The sequence below is a fragment of the Kitasatospora sp. NPDC056651 genome (genome assembly GCF_042792155.1).
In the GTDB taxonomy this organism is placed as follows: Bacteria; Actinomycetota; Actinomycetes; order Streptomycetales; family Streptomycetaceae; genus Kitasatospora.
In genome coordinates this window covers 24,827-42,690 of sequence record NZ_JBHTWX010000079.1, presented here as the reverse complement: position 1 = coordinate 42,690, position 17,864 = coordinate 24,827, and the positions used below count along the sequence as shown (strand labels likewise).

Genomic DNA, 17,864 nt, shown 5'->3' with positions numbered 1-17,864 from the left:
CGCTGTTGAGTTCTCAAGGAACGGACGCTTCCTTCGGACTGCCTTCCAGCAGGCCCTCCGGGCTTCGTTCTTTCGTGTTTCCAGCTTACCAGACGTTTTCCGCTCCGTTTTCCGGAGTTTCATTCATCCGATTCCCACTGGCGGGATTTCCTGCGAACTTCGTCCCGAAGCTTATCAAAGCTTCCGGAGTGGTCAGTCCGTGGGATTTGCTTCGTCGGAGGGTGCGCATTTCGTGAAATGCGCTCGCCTCGATTCGGCGGTGTCGTAGACACTAACGCCCGGGCCCGACTGTTGTCCAGTCAGTCCCAACCGTTCAAACCTACTAGCCCACCCTCACCACGTCAATGGTTTCGGCCGGGGTGAGAGAAGACTAGCAGGTCAGAGACGTGTTGATCGCCATGGCTCAGGCCGCGACCGGCTGGAGGTCCGCCCGGTCGGCGGCGTCCAGGTCGCCGGACTCTCCGCCCTCGGCGGCCCTGCGGCCCAGCACCAGGGCATAGAGGAGGAAGGCCGCCTCGGCCAGGACGCCGATGCCGATGCGGGCCCAGGTCGGCAGGCCGGACGGCGTCACGAAGGCTTCGAGGACTCCGGAGACCGCCAGGACGGTCGCCAGACCGATCGACATCCCGATGATCGCTCGGCCCTGTTCCGCCAGCGCCACCGCGCGGGTCCGCGGGCCGGGGTCGATGACGGTCCAGCCGAGGCGCAGGCCGAGGCCGCCGGCCACGAAGACGGCGGTCAGCTCCAGCAGGCCGTGCGGGATGAGCAGTCCGAGGAAGACGTCGAGGCGGCCGGCGGAGGCCATCAGCCCGATGCCGACGCCGAGGTTGAGCACGTTGGTCCACATCACGTAGAGCACCGGAATTCCCAGCGCGATCCCGAACAGCAGGCACTGCACGGCGATCCAGGCGTTGTTCGTCCAGACCTGTGCGGCGAAGGAGCCGGCCGGCCGGTCCGAGTAGTACGCCTCGTACTGGCCGCCGGGGCGGGTCAGCTCGTCGAGGTGCTCCGGTGCGACCAGGCTGTTGCGGACCTCGGGGTGGGTGGCCGTCCACCACGCCAGCAGTGCGGTGGCGACCAGCGAGACGATCGCGACCGGCACCCACCAGCGGCGCGCGCGGTAGAGCGCGGCCGGGAAGCTCACCGTGTAGTAGCGGGCGACGTCCTGCCAGCCGTTGGTCCGGGCCCCGGTCACCGCGCTGCGGGCGCGCGAGACCAGGCCGGTCAGCCGGCTCACCAGCGCCGGGTCCGGCGCGGCGGCCTGGACCTTGGCGAGGTGGCCGGTGGTGCGCTGGTAGAGCGTGACCAGTTCGTCGGCCTCCTCCCCGCTGAGCCGGCGCCGACGGGCGAGGGCGTCCAGCCGGGCCCACTCCCCCTGGTGGGTGGCGACGAAGACGTCCAGGTCCATTTCGGCGGCTCCATGATCGGCGGCGGGCGCGGACGGGCAGGTGCGGACGGGTGTGCCCGGGTCGCGTGCCCGGGCCACGTGCCCGCCCCGCGTGCGCGGGACTGCGGCCACGGCGGGCCCGGGCGGACACGTCCGGCCCAGCATGCCAGCAGCGGCCACCGCGTCGGCCGTCGGGATCTCACTTCCCGTGCGCCCGCCGGGACCCGTATGTTTGCGGCTGCTGATCAGACTGCGGAGAGCGGGTCACGGGGAGCCGGTCCGGGGTGGCTCCCTCCCCCGGGTGCCGCCGCCCGCGCGGTCCCGGATCTCCATGGGCGAGCCGCACGGGCTCCAAGAGCGTGAACGGACAGGTGTCTTGAGCGACCTGGTGACGGGTGAGGCGATCGTCCTCGGCCTCCAGACGGCGAAGCTCCCGAGCAGGGCGCTGGCGATCGTGATCGACCTGCTGGTCGAGTTCGCCGCCCTGCTGGTGTTCACGCTGCTGCTGAGCCTCGCCCTGATCGGCCTCGACGGCGCGGCCCTGGCCGCCACGATGATCGGCCTGACGGTGTTCTTCCTGGTGGCCGTGCCCGTCATGGTCGAGACCTTCACCCGCGGCCGTTCGCTCGGCAAGGCCGCGCTCGGCCTGCGGGTGGTGCGCACCGACGGCGGGCCGGTGCGGTTCCGGCACTCGCTGGTGCGCGGGCTGGTCGGCTTCTTCGAGCTCATCATGCTGAGCGGGGCCCCGGCCGTGATCACCTCGGCGGTGCACACGGAGGGCAAGCGGCTCGGCGACATCTTCGCCGGGACGGTGGTCGTCCGCGAGCGCACCCCGGGCCCGGGCGGCTCCGTCTCCCCGCTGCCGCCGGTGCACCCGCACCTGCTGCACTCCATGGGCCGGGAGCTGGTCGCGATGGACCTCTCCGCGGTACCGGAGCCGCTCTGGCTCGCCATCCGCCAATTCCTCGCCCGGGCAAGCCAGTTGGACCCTGAGGTGATGCACCGGATGTCAGTCGGGCTGGCCGGGGACCTGTCCGCCCGGATCGGCCACCCGATCGCCCCGGGGCTGCACCCGGCGGCTTTCCTGGGCGCGGTGCTGACCGAGCGCCAGCGCCGGGAGTGGACGCGGGTCCAGGAGCGGCAGTGGGCGGCCGGGCCGATGGCCGCCCAGGTGCCCGCGCCCCGTCCGGCCTCCGGCCCGTTCCCCGCGCCGGTTCCGACCGGCGCGGCGCCCGAACAGCCCGTCCGGGTCCTCGGCGTGCCGCCGCAGCCCGCGCCCCTGGCGACCACCGCGCCGGTCACGCCACCCGCGCCACCGCAGCCCGTCCCGGCCGCGCCGACCGCACCCGCCGCGCCGACCGCACCGTCCCTGGACAAGCCCGGCCCCGGCTTCGCCCCACCCGCCTGAGGCCCACCCCGGGCGGGAGCGGACGCGCCCCGTCACTCCTCCTCCGCCCCCACCCGCCAGGCGTTCGGCGACGACTCCAGCTCCTCCAGCTCGATCCCCGCCGCCGCCAGCACCACGTCCCCCGCCAGGTGGACGACCTGCTGCTCCCCCGTCTCCAGGTCCGCCACCTGGTACCGCTCGACCAGCAGCGGCCCAGAATCCGTCAGGTGGGTGTCCACCCCCTCCAGCAGCCACCCCTGGTCGAGGGTGCGCGGCGCCAGCACCGGCTCGGTGAACGCCACCAGCCGCACCCGCGCGCTCGCCCCCTCCTCCAGCCGCAGCAACCGGGCGGTGGCGACCAGGAAACCCGGCGAGCGGCCGGTGAAGGCGTGCGCCCGGTCGTGCCCCTCCGCGGCGTGCTCGCCGCGGGGGTCGGCCGCGTCGGTCCGCACCCAGGCCACCCCGTCCACCGCCCCGCCACGCACCTGCCAGCCCCCGGCCCGCAGTTCCATCCGCAGCGGCCGGGCGCGCGAGTCCAGCGTGAGGTCGGTGCTGCCGAGCACCCGGCCGTCCGGCGCGTAGGTCTTGGAGACGTACCGCCACCCGGCCGCCCCGGGGGCGCAGCTGAAGCGCTCCTCACCGAGCGGAACGTGGTCGTGCGGGTCGTGGAGCGAGTACCGGCCGTTGGGCATGCCCGAAAGCCTACGTGCGCACCCGCGTGCAACCTTCCGCACCGGCGCCGCATTAGAGCGGCGGACGGCGCGCCAGTGCGCCGACACCACGACGAGAGGGGGTGCGGATGGCGAAGCAGAAGCGCGACGTGGAATTCACGGAGTACCTGGCCTCCAGGAGCGGCTGGCTGCGCAAGGTCGCCTATCTGCTGTGCGGGGACTGGCACCGGGCCGACGACCTGGTGCAGGAGTGCGCGACCAAGCTGTACGTGAACTGGTCCCGGGCCGGCCGGGTCGAGAACCTGGACGGCTACGCCCGCCGGGTGCTGGTCAACACCTTCCTCGCCGAGCAGCGTTCGCCCTGGTGGCGGCGGACGGCCCGGACCGCGCCCACGGAGGACGTCGCCTCGGTGGTCGCCGACCTCGACGTCCAGCTCGACCTGCGCAAGGCGCTGGCCGCGCTGCCGCCCAGGCAGCGGGCCACCGTGGTGCTCCGGTACTACTGCGACCTCACCGTCGACCAGACCGCCGAGGCGATGAACTGTTCCTCGGGCAATGTGAAGAGCCAGACCTCGCGTGCCCTCGCCACCCTCCGGACGACGCTCGCCGTCCGCCCCGCCACCGCCGAGAGGACGTCATGAGGACGCACGAGCAGCGTGATCTGACCACCCGGCTGAGCTTCCTCGCCGAGACCCCGGCGCCGCCCGCCGTCCTCGACCCCTCGGCGGTGATCGCCCGCGGCCAGGCCCGGCTGCGCCGCCGCCGGCACGCCCTGGTCGGCGTGGTGGCCGGGTCGACCGCCGCCGTCCTGGCCGGCGTGCTGCTGCTGCGCCCGTCCGGCGGGGTGCCCGCGCCGGCCGCCCCCGCTCCCCCCGCCTCGTCGTCCCCGACCGCCGCGCCGACGGCCGCCAATGGTCCGCTGAGCACGGAGGTCCGCTTCGGCTGGCTGCCGTCGTGGCTGGCCGGACCGTCGTCCGTCGGCTACGCGAACACCGACGGGCGGTCCGTCGCCACCGCGTCCACGAGGACCGCCGTCCTCAACGCGGTCCCCGACCTGAAGCTCGAACTGCTGCGCGACACCGAACAGACCCTCGCCCCCGGGCTGCACACGGTCGCCGCTCCCAAGGTCTCCGGCCGGGACGCCCTCTGGCTGGTCACCGACGAGTCGGGATCCACCACCGGCCTGCGCTGGATGACCGAATCCGGCCGCTGGGCCCAGCTTCGCGCCACGCTGTGGCTGAACGCGAAGGTCCAGGACGACCTGCTCCGGGTCGCGGCCGATGCCCGGTTCGGCAGCTCGGACGTCCCGTTCCCGGTGAAGCCGACGGGCGTGCCCGCCGACCTCAGGCTGCGGACCGCCGAGGTCCACCGGCCCACCAGGGACTCCGAGCCCCCGTGGAGCGCCATGCTGTCCTACACCGTCGGCGACAAGTGGCTGAGCGTCACGGTCCAGCCGGACGGCTTCGGGAGGTTCGTGGACGGCCGCCCGAACGGTGGCACCCCGCAGTGCCGGGTCGAGAAGGGCGTCCAGCTCTGCGCCAACGGCACCGCGGCGGGGATCCCGTCGGTCCAGGCGGTCGGCGGGCTCACCGGCCTGCTCAAGCAGTTCGACGTGCCCGGCGCCGACGAGGCCTCCTGGCCCCGCTGACGCGCCCCGCACACGCCGACGGCCGGCGCCCCACGAGGGGAGGGCACCGGCCGTCGGCGTTCGACGCTCACCGCATCAGTAGCGGTACTGGTCCGACTTGAACGGGCCCTCGACCGGGACGCCGATGTAGTCGGCCTGCTCCTGGGTCAGGGTGGTCAGCTTCACGCCCAGCGCGTCGAGGTGCAGGCGGGCGACCTTCTCGTCCAGGTGCTTCGGCAGCACGTAGACGCCGATCGGGTACTGCTCGGTCTTCGTGAACAGCTCGATCTGGGCGATCGTCTGGTTGGCGAAGGAGTTGGACATCACGAAGGACGGGTGGCCGGTCGCGTTGCCCAGGTTCAGCAGGCGGCCCTCGGACAGCATGATGATGGTGTGGCCGTCCGCGAAGCGCCACTCGTGGACCTGCGGCTTGACCTCGGTCTTCACGATGCCGGGCAGCTTCGCCAGGCCCGCGATGTCGATCTCGTTGTCGAAGTGGCCGATGTTGCCGACGATCGCCTGGTGCTTCATCTTCTCCATGTGCGAGGCGAGGATGATGTCCTTGTTGCCCGTGGTGGTGATGAAGATGTCGGCGATCGAGACGACGTCCTCCAGGGTGGCGACCTGGTAGCCGTCCATCGCGGCCTGCAGCGCGCAGATCGGGTCGATCTCGGTGACGATGACGCGGGCGCCCTGGCCGCGCAGCGACTCGGCGCAGCCCTTGCCGACGTCGCCGTAGCCGCAGACGACCGCGACCTTGCCGCCGATCAGGACGTCGGTGGCGCGGTTGATGCCGTCGATCAGCGAGTGGCGGCAGCCGTACTTGTTGTCGAACTTCGACTTGGTCACCGAGTCGTTGACGTTGATGGCCGGGAACAGCAGCTTGCCGTCACGGTGCATCTCGTACAGGCGGTGGACACCGGTGGTGGTCTCCTCGGTCACGCCCTTGATCGTGGCGGCGACCTCGGTCCACTTGTTCGGGGTGTCCTTGAGGGTGCGGTTGAGCAGCTCCAGGATGATCCGGAACTCGTCGTTGTCCGCGGTGGACGGGTCCGGCGCGGCACCGGCCTTCTCGAACTCGACGCCCTTGTGGATCAGCAGGGTGGCGTCGCCGCCGTCGTCCAGGATCATGTTCGGGGTCTTGCCGTCGGGCCAGGTCAGGGCCTGCTCGGTGCACCACCAGTACTCGTCCAGGGTCTCGCCCTTCCAGGCGAAGACCGGCACGCCCTGCGGGTTCTCCGGGGTGCCCTCCGGGCCGACGGCGATGGCGGCGGCCGCGTGGTCCTGGGTGGAGAAGATGTTGCAGGAGCACCAGCGGACCTCGGCGCCGAGCGCCGTCAGGGTCTCGATCAGGACTGCGGTCTGGATCGTCATGTGCAGCGAGCCGGTGATCCGGGCGCCGGCCAGCGGCTGCGCCTCGGCGTACTCGGCGCGGATCGCCATCAGACCGGGCATCTCGTGCTCGGCCAGCTGGATCTCCTTGCGGCCGAACGGCGCCAGGGAAAGGTCGGCGACCTTGAAGTCACCGGTGATGTCGGTCGACATGCGTCTGCTCCTCGCTGATGGGGGGTGGGGCCGAAGGTCCGGGCGTGCGTCGCGTGCGTCAGGCCGTACGGGTGCACGGCCACGCCGGGGCCACCGGGTCCTGGTGGACCGGCTCCCCGCTGCGCGGCACAAACCGTCGGAGGACCTCTCTCCCTCGACCGGCGCGCACCCCGGGAGGTGCGGACCGCCGATCGACCGCCATCAGCAGCGACGTTCTGGCTCTGGTGACGAATCTACACCGATGGCCCCATCGGCCGTCCGCGGATGACCGATTTCGGCCCCCGGTCCGACCGGGGCTCGACCCGGGCCCCAGGCCCGGCGGGCCCGCCGCGCCTCAGTGGTCGACGGCCGGGCCGGGGCCGCCGGGCGTGGCGGCCGGGTCCTCGCCCGCCGCGGCCTTCTCGGCGCTGTAGACGTCGGGTTCCAGGTAGATCGCCCGGGCGATCGGGACGACCGCGCGGACCCGCGCCTCGGCCGCGTCGATCGCCTCCACCACCCGGGCGGCGCTGTCCTCCGCGTTGACGGCGATCTTGGCGGCGACCAGCAGCTCCTCCGGACCGAGGTGCAGGGTGCGCATGTGGATCACGGCGGTGACGGCGTCGCCGTCCACCAGTGCCTCCCGGATCCGGCGCACCGACTCCTTGGAGGCGGACTCGCCGAGCAGCAGCGACTTGGTCTCCAGGGCGAGCACCACGGCGATCACCACCAGCAGGACGCCGATGCACAGGGTGCCGACGCCGTCCCAGACGCCGTTCCCGGTGATCACGGTGAGGCCGACGCCGAACAGCGCGAGCACCAGGCCGATCAGCGCGCCGCTGTCCTCCAGCAGCACCACCGGCAGCTCCGGCGCCTTGGCGGTGCGGACGAACTGGGCCCAGCTCTGCTTGCCCTTCGCCTTCTCCGACTCCCGCACCGCGGTGAGGAAGGACCAGCCCTCCATGGCGATGGCGAAGGCCAGCACGCCCACCGCCCAGCCCCAGGAGTCCAGCACCTCAGGGTGGCTGACCTTGTGCCAGCCCTCGTAGATCGCGAACAGACCACCGACGGTGAACAGCACGATGGCCACCAGGAAGCCGTACACGTAGCGCTCGCGGCCGTACCCGAAGGGGTGCTCCTCGTCCGCCGCCCGGCGCGCCCGCTTTCCACCGATCAGCAGCAGCACCTGGTTGCCGGAGTCGGCCACCGAGTGGACGCCCTCGGCCAGCATCGAGGAGGAGCCGGTGAAACCGAAGGCGGTGAACTTGGCGGCCGCGATCGCGAGGTTCGCGGACAGCGCCGCCACCAGAGCCTTGGTGCCGCCTTCGGTACTCATGCCACAGCTTCCTCACGGTCGGTCAGCGTCATCGAGCGCCAACCGTACCGGCCGGACGGCCCCGCCCGGCCGACCGTCTCAGGACTGCGCGGCGGCGAGCCCCAGGTAGACGGCGGCGAAGTCGGTCAGCGCGACCAGGTCGGCCAGCGCGTGCAGCGCGTCCGGGCGGGCGCTCGCGTACTCGGTCAGCCGGACGTCGTGCGCGGCGGCCAGCCGGTGCGCCCGGGACACGCCGAAGCTGCGCGGTCCGGCGTCCTCCTCCGGCACCTCGGCCGGGCCGTCCCGCCCGTCGTCCGCCGCCGAGCCCGGGGCGTGCCGCAGCAGCAGCACCTGGAGGTGCAGCGGGTCCGGCTCCTCGACCCGGTCGCGGAAGAAGTCGTCCGGGTCCGCGCCCGCGCCCAACTGGCCGGTGAACATGCCGCGGTGGGCGGTGAGCACCTGCGGCAGCGGCCCGGCCAGGGCCGGGCGCCCGGCCCGGTCGGCCAGCTGGGCGGCGAACCGGGCGGCGGCCGCCCCGGCGATCGGGCCCTCGGCCCAGAGCAGCGGAACCGTCCCGGCCAGCCGCGCGGCCAGGCCCTTGGCCGGGTTGGTGTACGCGGCGGCGTCCGGGCGGCAGCGCACGGCGGCGGCGTCCAGCAGGTCGGCGACGCCCGGCAGCGCGTCGTACGGGAGCTGGGTGACGCCGATCTTCTGGGCGAGCGCCAGCATCGGGGTGAGGTGGGACCAGAGCGCCGCCGGGTCCTCGGCCGGCAGGTCCGGCTCGGCGGGCGCGACGGGGGTGAGGTCCTCGGGCAGCACCGAGGCCACGAAGGGCAGCGGCAGCGCCCGCACCTGGAGCGCGGCCTCGGCCAGCGCGCTGCCCGCCGGGGCGGTGACGACGATCGCGCAGCCGCGCGCGTACGCCTGCTCGGCGAGGCTGACCAGGCCCTGCTCGCCGCCGTCGGCGGAGCTGATCACCAGCAGGTCCAGCGGGCCGGCCCAGCCGGGCAGCTGCCAGCCGAGGCCCGCGGTGAAGGCGGGCCGGGCGCCGGCCCGGTCCACGCGCGGGGCGGCCGCCTCGGTCGGCGGCAGCGGGGCGACCAGGGACGCGGTGCCGGCCAGCACGGCCAGCATCTCGGCCGCGGTCAGCGCGCTGCCGTGCCCGGCGACCAGGACGGCGCGCGGGCGGCCGTCCGGGCGCAGCCGGTCGAGGCCGGCGGCCTCGGCCTGGCGCAGCGCGGTGCGGACCCGTGCGCCGGCGCCGGCCAGCGCCAGCAGCGCGCGGTCGTGGTCGGCGCGCTGGAGGGCGGCCGGGTCGTCGAGCAGGGTGTCGTCGAGCATGCGGCAAGCCTCCGGCTGCGGTCCTGGGCGCGCGCTCCGTCGGCGCGCCGGGCGGTCGGGTGGGGCGGCTGACCCCCCGCGGGTGCGGGGAGGACCTTTCGCGACTTGCGGTGGGACGGTCGAGCGTCGGGGTCGGGGCTCTCGCCCCCAGGATCAGGCCGGGCGGCGGGCCTCGTCCACCAGGAGGACCGGAATGCCCTCGCGGACCGGGTAGGCGAGACCGCAGTCCGCGCCGGTGCAGAGCAGCTCGGGCTGCTCCTCGGTGCCGCCCTCGACGAGCGCGGCCCGGCACTGCGGGCAGACCAGGATCTCCAGCAGGAAGGATTCGAGCTTCATGGGGCTCTCCAAAGTTCGGGGGTGGCACGGAGGTGCCCCGGCCGATAGGAAACCCTACCGGCCGGGGCGCCGGGGCCCGTGGTCAGGCGCGTGGCCCGGCCCGCGGGGCTCAGCCGCGGACGATGGCGAGCACGCCGTCGCGCAGCTCGGCCATCTTCGCCGGGTCCTTGGCCTCGACGTTCAGGCGCAGCAGCGGCTCGGTGTTGGAGGCGCGCAGGTTGAACCACCAGTCCGGGCCGGCCACGGTCAGGCCGTCCAGCTCGTCCACCGAGGTGCCCTCGCCGGCGTAGGCGGCACGGACGGCGGCGGTGCTGGCGGCCTGGTCGGCCACGGTGCTGTTGATCTCGCCGGAGGCGGCGTAGCGGTCGTACTCGGCGGTGAGCGCGGACAGCGTGCCCGGCTGTCCGCCGAGCGCGGCCAGCACGTGCAGCGCGGCCAGCATGCCGGTGTCGGCGCGCCAGAAGTCGCGGAAGTAGTAGTGCGCGGAGTGCTCGCCGCCGAAGACGGCGTCGGTCTCCGCCATCTCCTGCTTGATGAAGGAGTGGCCGACCCGGGTGCGCACCGGCTTGGCGCCGAGCTCGCGGACCACCTCGGGGACGGTCCAGGAGGTGATCAGGTTGTGGATGACCGTCGGCTCGGCCTCGCCGGCGGCCCGGGCGCGGGTGATCTCGCGGACGGCGACCAGGGCGGTGATCGCCGACGGGGAGACCGGCTCGCCGCGCTCGTCCACGACGAAGCAGCGGTCGGCGTCGCCGTCGAAGGCCAGGCCCACGTCGGCGCCGACCTCGCGGACCTTGGCCTGGAGGTCGACCAGGTTCTTCGGGTCGAGCGGGTTGGCCTCGTGGTTCGGGAAGGTGCCGTCCAGCTCGAAGTACATCGGGACGAGCTCGATCGGCAGGCCGTCGAACACGGTCGGCACGGTGTGGCCGCCCATGCCGTTGCCGGCGTCGACCACGACCTTGAGCGGGCGGATCCCGGTCAGGTCGACCAGGCCCAGCAGGTGGTCGGCGTAGCCGCGCAGGGTCTCCTGGCCGGACAGTGCGCCCGGCTTGACGTCCCTGGCCGGGACGGTGACGGTGTCGTCCTCGGCGGTCCAGGACTCGACCAGCTCGCGGATCTCGGCCAGGCCGGTGTCCTGGCCGACCGGGGCGGCGCCGGCCCGGCACAGCTTGATGCCGTTGTACTGGGCCGGGTTGTGGCTGGCGGTGAACATCGCGCCGGGCAGGTCGAGCTTGCCGCTGGCGTAGTACAGCTGGTCGGTGGAGCACAGCCCGATCTGCACCACGTCGGCGCCGTAGGCCGCGGCGCCCTCGGCGAAGGCCAGGCTCAGCGACGGGGACGAGGGGCGCATGTCGTGCCCGACCACGATCGCGGACGCGCCGGTGACCTGCACGAACGCGGCGCCGAAGGCCCGGGACAGGCTCTCGTCCCACTGGTCCGGGACGACGCCTCGGACGTCGTACGCCTTCACGAGCTGCTTGAGGTCGCGCACTGCGGCTCCACCCTGGTCTCAGAACTGATCAGATGCCGCCGGACCACCACCCGTACGGTCGACGGGCGTGGTGACGGTAGACGGGCAGCGTACCCGGGCCGGACGAACGACCCGTGCCGGGTGAGCCTCAGTTGTTGTCGGGAGAGCGCAGGACCCGGAGGTGGCCGCGGCGGCTGCCCTCGGTGGACTCGCCCTCGACGCCGCGTCCCTGACGGGGGGTCTGCGGGCGGGCGGCCTCGCGCACCGCGTTGGCGAGGGCCTCCAGGTCGTCGCTGCTGCGGCGCAGCGGCCCGGCCTCGGCGATGAGCCGGACGACCTCCCAGCCGCGCGGGGCGGTGAGGCGCTCGGCGTGCTCGGCGCACAGGTCGTAGCAGTGCGGTTCCGCGTAGGTGGCGAGCGGGCCGAGGACGGCCGTCGAGTCCGCGTAGACGTACGTCAGCGTCGCGACGGCCGGTCGGCCGCACGCGGTCCGCGAACAACGACGTACAGAGCTCACGAGGGTGGACGGTACCGCACTCCTCGCCGGGGAGCGAAGACCGCCTGCCCGGAGGGGGTGCCGTGTCGCCGTCCGGGCGCCGGGGCCGCGTCTCCGCCGCCCCGTGCGATTCCCCGTCGGAGTGGTCCACTTCCGACCGTCCAAGGACTACCCTCGGCAGTGATATGGACAGCTCCGCACCGCAGTCATCGACAGGCCCAGCGCGCCGCCCCCGGCACCGTGACCGGCACGGCAGGGGCCTGCGCGGCCCGTTGGCGCCGCCCCAGGTGCCGATCTCGCTCACCCGCTCCGAACTGTTCGACGACTACGTGCGCGAGTCGGTCGAGCGCCTCGAACGGCGGTGGCCGCAGTTGATCGAGGTCGAGTTCGCCGTCCAGGAGGTGCCGCTGCACGAGCCGGACGCCGCCGACGCCGAGGACGGAGTGCCGCTCGGGCGGGTGTCGCCGGGCGGGCAGGGGCGCAAGAGCCAGATCGTGGTGTACCGGCGGCCGGTGGAGATCCGGGCGAAGACCCGGGAGGACCGGGCGGCGCTGGTGCACGAGATCCTGATCGAGCAGGTCGCCGAGCTGCTCGGGCTGTCCCCGGACGCCATCGACCCGCGCTACGACGAGGACTGACCGACCGGGGCGGGCGCCGGAGGGCCCGCCCCGTCGGCCGCTCAGCGCAGGACGACGCCCGGGTCCTGGCCGGCCTGCGGGACCTTGACGGTGCTGCGGTCGTCGCGCAGCGCCTGGACGGTGAACATCGGCACGTCCTTGGCCGGCAGGGACAGCATCCGGGCGGCGGCCACCGGGCCGCCGGAGACGGTCTCCACGGTGAGGGAGAAGACCCCGTTCAGCCCGGCGGGCTCGGGCGCCGGCAGGGCGACCGTGCCGCCGGCCGGGAGCTGGACCTCCTTGGTGGCCGGGGTGCCGCCGCCGCTGCCGGCCGAGGCGGTGACCCGGACCGTGGCGGCCTCGCCGGTGGAGGTCAGGAAGAGCGTGGAGGCGCCGGCCCGGTTGTCGGCGACGGTGGCGCGGGCGCCGACCGGGTTGCTGCCGGTCAGCCAGGCCGCGTCGGTCTTGCCGTTGGCCGCCGCCCGGTCGACCCGCAGCCCGGCCACGACCGGGGTGCGGTGCTTGTCGTCGCTGGGTGACAGCCGCAGCCCGGCGACCTCCTCCCGGGTGACCTTGCCGAGGTCGACGGCGGCCACCATGCCCGCCTTGACGTGGATCGACTCGTTGCCGGCCGGGCTGAACCAGCCGTTCTTGCCGGACAGCTGGATCTTCAGGTCGGCGTCGTCCTCCGGCGGCGCCCAGACCACCAGGCGGGCCGCGGCGGTGTCGGCGGGCAGGCCGGGCAGCACCTGGGTGGGGGCCGGGTCGGCCGAGGCCGGGACCCAGTCGGCGCCCTTGCCGCCGTCGGCGGCGTGCAGCGCGGCGCCGATCCGCCCGGAGCGCACCACCACGTGCACGGCGAGATCGGCGACCGCGCCCTTGCTGAGGGTCGACAGCAGGACGGACTGGGAGCTGCCGGGCGCGACGGTGAGTCCGTTGGCGGCGTCGTTGTCGATCAGGCCCTTGTCGCCGTACAGCTTGATGTCCACCACGGCGGCGGTGGACTCGGTGTTGACCAGGCTGAGGTAGTCGACCCGGTCCCCGGCGGTGCCGGCCCCGGCGAACCAGAAGCTCGTCCCGGCCGGGGTGCAGGTGAGGCCGGACAGGCCGAGGCCGCGCTGCTCGGTGACCACGGTGGTCTGGGTGACGGTGAAGCCGGGGGCGAGGGCGCCGTTGGCGACGGCCCCGGTGCCGGGCGCGGCGTCGCCGTTGGCGGCCGGGCCGGTGGCCGGGGTGCCGGGCTTGGCCAGGGTCAGCCGGGCGTCGGCGGGCGCCGCGTTCTTGTCCTGGGCCGGCCCGCTCGGGGTGCCCGAGCCGGTCGGGGCCGGGGTGGCCGGGGCCGGGGCGGCCGGGGCGGCGGTGGTCGGCTGGGCGGCGGGCACGGCGGGGGCCGCCGCGTCGGAGAGCCAGCCGGCCCCGCCGGTGGCGGAGCCCGTCCCGGGCGGGGTGTAGGCGGTGAGCGTGGTCGAGCCGGTCAGGCCCTGGAGCGGCTGCGGGCAGACCGCCGCCGTCCGCTCCACCTGCGCGGTGGCCGGGGCCGTTCCGGCGCCCGCCTTGGCGGGGGCAGCCGGCGGGCGCAGCTCGGCGATCCCGAACACCGCCGCGAGCACCACGGCGGCGGCGAGCAGGGACTGGGTGGTCTTGGCCGCGCCGTTGCCGGCTCCGCCGAACCGGCCCGGACGGGCGGCGGCCGGGGCCGCGGACGCGCGCTTCGCGGGCGCGGCGGGGGCCTCGCCGGCGCCGGACTTCTTCCTGAATGCGGGCTTCTTCATCGCGGGTCAGCTCCCCGATCCGTGCTGGTGCGGGTACCGGCCGGGGCCGTTGGGGTCGTTCGGGTCGTAGTAGGGCTCGGCCTGCTGCCCGCCCGGCACCCAGGGCTGCTGCCCCGGCTGCTGCCCGCCGTCGTACCCGTGGGCCTCGTAGCCGTACGGCTGCGGCTCGGGCTGGTACGGCTGCTCGTAGCCCTGCTGCGGGTAGGCCTGCCCCCCGCCGTCGTACCCGTGGGTGTCGTAGCCCTGGCCTCCGTACGGGGCGGCGACCGGCTGGGCCGCGTACTGGTCGTAGCTGTACGGGTCGGCCTGCTGGTACGTCTGGTACGGGTCGGTGTACTGCTCGGCGTCCTGGACGGCGGCGGCCGCCCGGACGGCTCCGGTCACCGGCTCGCTGGCCGGCTGCGCCGGGATCGCGCCCGGCCGGCCCTCGTACACGCCGCCCTCGTCGGCACCGCTCTCGGTGCCCTCGCCGCGCTCGGCCATCCGGCGGGCCCGGCGGCTGCCGGGGGCGGGGGCCTGCGCCTGGGCGGCGGCGGCCAGCGCGGCGGCGGCGACCACCTCCTCGGGCAGGTCGTCGTCCTTGTGGCTGCGGCGGCCGGGCAGGGCCAGCACCAGGATGGTGAGGCCGAGCAGCACCTGGGCCCAGATCCAGCCGGTGTGGGCGGCGCTGCCCTCCCGGGTGACGGTCAGCTTGCCGCCGGCGGCCGGGAGCTTGAAGCCCTGCGCCCAGCCGTCGACCGTGGTGGGCTCCAGCGCGGTGCCGTTCACGGTGGCCTTCCACTCGGTGGCGGCGGACTCGGCGAGCCGCAGCACCCGGCCGTCCGGGCCGGCCGGGACGGTGGCGGACAGGTCGCGGGAGCCGGACGGGACGACCACCGGGTTGGCCCCCGGCGCGGTGATCACCGCGCGGACCGCGGGGGCGCCGTTGACCTGCCAGAGCGCGGCGGCGTTGTCCTGGTTGGCCTTGACCAGGCCGGGGGTGGTGTCCAGGACGTCCTTGAAGGTGTCGACCACCGGCTGCTGGACCAGGACGTAGGCGATGCCGTAGCCGGCCAGGGCGCTCGCCTGGTCGGCGCCGGAGCCGGCCAGCAGGCTGCCGACCATCTTGTCCACGCCGTCCCGGGTGCCGGTCGCCGGGTCGACGGTGGACTCGGCCTGGCCGAGCGTCAGACCGGCGCCGCGCAGCACGGTGTAGCGGACCGCGCCGCCGCCCTTCTCCCCCGTGACGACCAGGGTGCGGGCCCGGTCGGTGGTGCCGGCCTCCTCGGCGATGAACGCGGGGACCTGGTCGCCCAGGCCGCGGTGCAGCGGGCCGCCGGCGCCGGTCAGCGCCCACCACAGGCCGGTGCCCAGCGGGGCCAGCACGGCCGAGGCCACCACCAGGGCGGCCACCGGCTGGCGCCAGCCGAAGGCGATCCCGGCCACTCGGGTGTTGGCGCCGTCGGCGCCGATCGCCGCGGCGGCCAGCAGGGCGATCCCGGCGATCAGGGTGGCCGGGCCGGCCCAGGCGGGCACCGCCGGGCCGCCGGAGGCCGGGGTGACGGAGGTGCCCGCCACCGCGACCGAGAAGACCAGTCCGGCACCGGCCGCGCCCCAGGCGGCGAGCACCGCGCGGCGGCGGTCGGCGCGCAGCAGCGCGGCCAGCGCGGCGAGCACGACACCCGCCGAGAGCCAGACCGGCGGCACTCCGGCGCCGCCCGGGTTGACCAGCAGCAGGCCGGCCGCGCTCGCGCCGGTGCCGTGGTGGCCGGGCAGCCCGGCCTCCAGCAGCAGCGACTTCGGGTGCGACAGCACCTTGAGCGACCAGGGGGCCAGCACCGCGACGGGCACCGCGAGGATCACCAGGACGCGCAGGCCGAGCAGCCGCAGCGCGCTGACGCCGGAGCCGAAGGCACCGCCGCGCACGATCGCGACCACCAGCATCGCCAGGCAGAGCGGCACCGCGAGCGCCCACGTTATCGGGACGAAGGCGGTGGCCAGGGTGAGCAGCAGGACGGTCATCCAGACCGGGCGCCAGCCCGGGCGGGCGCCCTGGGCGGCGCTCTCGTCGCGGATGCCGAGGCCGGCCGCGATGGCGGCGGCGCGGGCCAGCGGCGGCAGCAGCACGGCGAGCACCGCGGTGCCGATCCGGCCCTGGGCGAGCGCGCCGGTCGCGGCGGGCAGCAGCGCGTAGGTGGCGCTGGCCCAGGCGCGGACCAGCTTGGAGTCCAGCAGCGGCCGGGACACCAGGTAGGCGCTGACCGCGGACAGCGGGACGGCGAGCACCACGATCAGGGTGAGTGCCAGGTCCGCGTGGTCGAACAGCAGCCAGGAGAGCACCGCGAGCACGCCGAGGTACGGCGGTGCGGCGGCGGTGGAGCCGGTGCCGACCGGGTGCCAGGCGTCCGCGTACATCGCCCAGAGGCCGCCGGCGCCGTCGGCCGCGGGCAGCAGGGCGCCGCCGAACAGCGAGCCGCTGCCGAGCAGGCCGCGGCAGGCGACCAGGGCGAACACCAGCAGGACGGCGAACAGCACCGGCGCCGGGCGCCGGGCGAGCTTCCTGACCAGCGCGAACTGCTCGACGACCAGGTCCTCGGCGTCCTCGTCGCCGCCGGCCTCGGCCGAGCCGTGCCGGCTGCCGGCGTCGTCGGCGCCCCCTATCCCGAGCGAGCCGATGACGCCCTCGACCGCCTGCCGGGTGGTGGCACCGGGGGCCGGGAAGAGCGTGCGGTCGTCCAGGGCGTCCGCCGACCTGGCCTTGGCCCGGCGCTTGCGCGCGGCCAACAGCCTCGGGAAGCGGACGAGTTCGTGGCTCAGCCCGGCGAGCTCGTCGACCGCCTGGCGGGGGTCCTTGCCGAGCAGGTTGGTGACGGCCCGCAGCAGGGTGCCGAGCACCAGCCGCAGCAGGACGTAGGGGAAGAGCGCGCCCTTGCAGTTGGTGAGCAGGGTGTAGACCGCGCCGGCCTTGTCCACCCGGTGCGGGTGGGCGGGCCCGCAGTCGATCGCGCGGCGCTCGCGGCTGGCCGCCTCGGCGTGCCGCAGCACGGCGTCGGGGGCGACCACCACGCGGTGGCCGGCGGCGTTGACGCGCCAGCAGAAGTCGGTGTCGTCCCGCATCAGCGGGAGGGCCCGGTCGAAGCCGCCGAGCTGTTCGAAGACGTCCCGGCGCACCAACATGCCGGCGCTGGAGACGGCGAGCACCGGGCGGACCTGGTCGTGCTGGCCCTGGTCCTGCTCCCGGCGGTCGAGGCCGGTCCAACGGCGGCCGGAGCGGGCGATGGTGACGCCGACCTCCAGGAGCTGGCGGCGGTCGTACCAGCTGCGCAGCTTGGGGCCGACCACGGCGGCGCTGGGGGTGGAGTCGGCGACCTGGAGCAGCCGGCGCAGCGCGTCGGTCTGCGGCTCGCAGTCGTCGTGCAGCAGCCAGAGCCACTCGACCGGCTGGGTCTCGCGCGGGCCGCCGCGGCCGAGGTCGTCCTCCTGGGCGAGCGGGTCGCCGAAGTCGTCCCAGCCACCGGTGACCGGGTCGTAGCCGGACGGGTCGAGCCGGTACGGCAGGTCCTCGGGGCGCAGCCGCGGGCTGCCCGCCACGGCCTCGCCGACGGCGGTGCCGAAGCCGGCCCGGCGGCCGAGGAGCAGCGGGCCGCTCTCCGGCAGCCAGTCGGCGAGGGTGTCCGCGAGCAGTTGCGGGGAGTTGTCGGTGGAGCCGGTGTCGACCGCGAGGATCCGCTGCACCTGCCGGTCCTGACCGAGCAGGCCGGCCAGGGCCTGCGGGAGCCAGCGGGCGCCGTCGTGCGAGACGACCACGGCGGTGACCAGGTGGCGCGGATAGGCGGGCGGCCGGGAAGCGGTGGAGCCGCTCTGGTGGCTGTAGACGGTCATCGCGTGCGCGGGCCCCAGTTCTCGGTGGACACAGCCGGTGAACGGCAAACCGGATGGCGCAC

14 protein-coding genes are annotated in these 17,864 nt (G+C 74.7%); 4 read left to right on the top strand and 10 right to left on the bottom strand.

Annotated elements, in window-relative coordinates; translation table 11 throughout:
* Positions 1 to 403: 403 nt before the first annotated feature.
* Positions 404 to 1,408, bottom strand: a complete 1,005-nt coding sequence (locus ACFRAR_RS26895) for a stage II sporulation protein M (RefSeq protein WP_380700773.1) — start codon at positions 1,406 to 1,408, stop codon at positions 404 to 406.
* 355 nt (positions 1,409 to 1,763) lie between these two features.
* Between ACFRAR_RS26895 and ACFRAR_RS26890 the strand changes: the two genes are divergently transcribed.
* The gene (locus ACFRAR_RS26890; protein WP_380700772.1) at positions 1,764 to 2,795 is read left to right on the top strand and encodes an RDD family protein; all 1,032 of its coding nucleotides are present in this window, start codon (positions 1,764 to 1,766) and stop codon (positions 2,793 to 2,795) included.
* 32 nt (positions 2,796 to 2,827) lie between these two features.
* Here ACFRAR_RS26890 and ACFRAR_RS26885 read toward each other — a convergent pair whose 3' ends face one another.
* Positions 2,828 to 3,466 (bottom strand): hypothetical protein, encoded by a 639-nt coding sequence (locus tag ACFRAR_RS26885; protein ID WP_380700771.1) that lies wholly within the window; start codon positions 3,464 to 3,466, stop codon positions 2,828 to 2,830.
* Between the two features lie 107 nt (positions 3,467 to 3,573).
* Here ACFRAR_RS26885 and ACFRAR_RS26880 point away from each other — a divergent pair, with 107 nt between their 5' ends.
* Both ACFRAR_RS26880 and ACFRAR_RS26875 read left to right on the top strand, forming a co-directional pair.
* Positions 3,574 to 4,086, top strand: a complete 513-nt coding sequence (locus ACFRAR_RS26880; RefSeq protein ID WP_380700770.1) for a SigE family RNA polymerase sigma factor — start codon at positions 3,574 to 3,576, stop codon at positions 4,084 to 4,086.
* A complete protein-coding gene (locus tag ACFRAR_RS26875) occupies positions 4,083 to 5,093 on the top strand; it encodes a hypothetical protein (RefSeq protein WP_380700769.1) in 1,011 nt (336 codons plus the stop codon). The genes ACFRAR_RS26880 and ACFRAR_RS26875 overlap by 4 nt, the downstream gene beginning before the upstream one ends.
* A gap of 75 nt (positions 5,094 to 5,168) precedes the next feature.
* Here ACFRAR_RS26875 and ahcY read toward each other — a convergent pair whose 3' ends face one another.
* The 6 genes from ahcY to ACFRAR_RS26845 all read right to left on the bottom strand — a co-directional run bounded on the left by ahcY (position 5,169) and on the right by ACFRAR_RS26845 (position 11,573).
* Positions 5,169 to 6,617 carry an adenosylhomocysteinase gene (gene ahcY / locus ACFRAR_RS26870; protein WP_380700768.1) on the bottom strand — a complete coding sequence of 483 codons (1,449 nt, stop codon included), beginning with the start codon at positions 6,615 to 6,617 and terminating at the stop codon, positions 5,169 to 5,171.
* Between the two features lie 334 nt (positions 6,618 to 6,951).
* Positions 6,952 to 7,929, bottom strand: coding sequence for a cation diffusion facilitator family transporter (locus tag ACFRAR_RS26865; RefSeq protein WP_380700767.1), 978 nt, complete (start codon positions 7,927 to 7,929; stop codon positions 6,952 to 6,954).
* A 78-nt stretch (positions 7,930 to 8,007) separates the two neighbouring features.
* Complete coding sequence (locus ACFRAR_RS26860; protein WP_380700766.1) at positions 8,008 to 9,249, bottom strand: SIS domain-containing protein; 1,242 nt, start codon at positions 9,247 to 9,249, stop codon at positions 8,008 to 8,010.
* Positions 9,250 to 9,402: 153 nt separating this feature from the next.
* Positions 9,403 to 9,585 carry a Trm112 family protein gene (locus tag ACFRAR_RS26855; RefSeq protein ID WP_350509615.1) on the bottom strand — a complete coding sequence of 61 codons (183 nt, stop codon included), beginning with the start codon at positions 9,583 to 9,585 and terminating at the stop codon, positions 9,403 to 9,405.
* A 109-nt stretch (positions 9,586 to 9,694) separates the two neighbouring features.
* Positions 9,695 to 11,077: a phosphomannomutase/phosphoglucomutase gene (locus ACFRAR_RS26850; RefSeq protein WP_380700765.1), complete on the bottom strand. Its 1,383-nt coding sequence runs from the start codon at positions 11,075 to 11,077 to the stop codon at positions 9,695 to 9,697.
* Between the two features lie 127 nt (positions 11,078 to 11,204).
* Positions 11,205 to 11,573 (bottom strand): DUF3499 domain-containing protein, encoded by a 369-nt coding sequence (locus tag ACFRAR_RS26845; RefSeq protein ID WP_380700764.1) that lies wholly within the window; start codon positions 11,571 to 11,573, stop codon positions 11,205 to 11,207.
* Positions 11,574 to 11,737: 164 nt separating this feature from the next.
* Between ACFRAR_RS26845 and ACFRAR_RS26840 the strand changes: the two genes are divergently transcribed.
* A complete protein-coding gene (locus ACFRAR_RS26840) occupies positions 11,738 to 12,190 on the top strand; it encodes a metallopeptidase family protein (RefSeq protein WP_380700763.1) in 453 nt (150 codons plus the stop codon).
* Positions 12,191 to 12,231: 41 nt separating this feature from the next.
* Here ACFRAR_RS26840 and ACFRAR_RS26835 read toward each other — a convergent pair whose 3' ends face one another.
* Complete coding sequence (locus tag ACFRAR_RS26835) at positions 12,232 to 13,941, bottom strand: DUF5719 family protein (RefSeq protein ID WP_380700762.1); 1,710 nt, start codon at positions 13,939 to 13,941, stop codon at positions 12,232 to 12,234.
* A 6-nt stretch (positions 13,942 to 13,947) separates the two neighbouring features.
* Positions 13,948 to 17,802: a glycosyltransferase gene (locus tag ACFRAR_RS26830; protein WP_380700761.1), complete on the bottom strand. Its 3,855-nt coding sequence runs from the start codon at positions 17,800 to 17,802 to the stop codon at positions 13,948 to 13,950.
* Between the last annotated feature and the right edge of the window lie 62 nt (positions 17,803 to 17,864).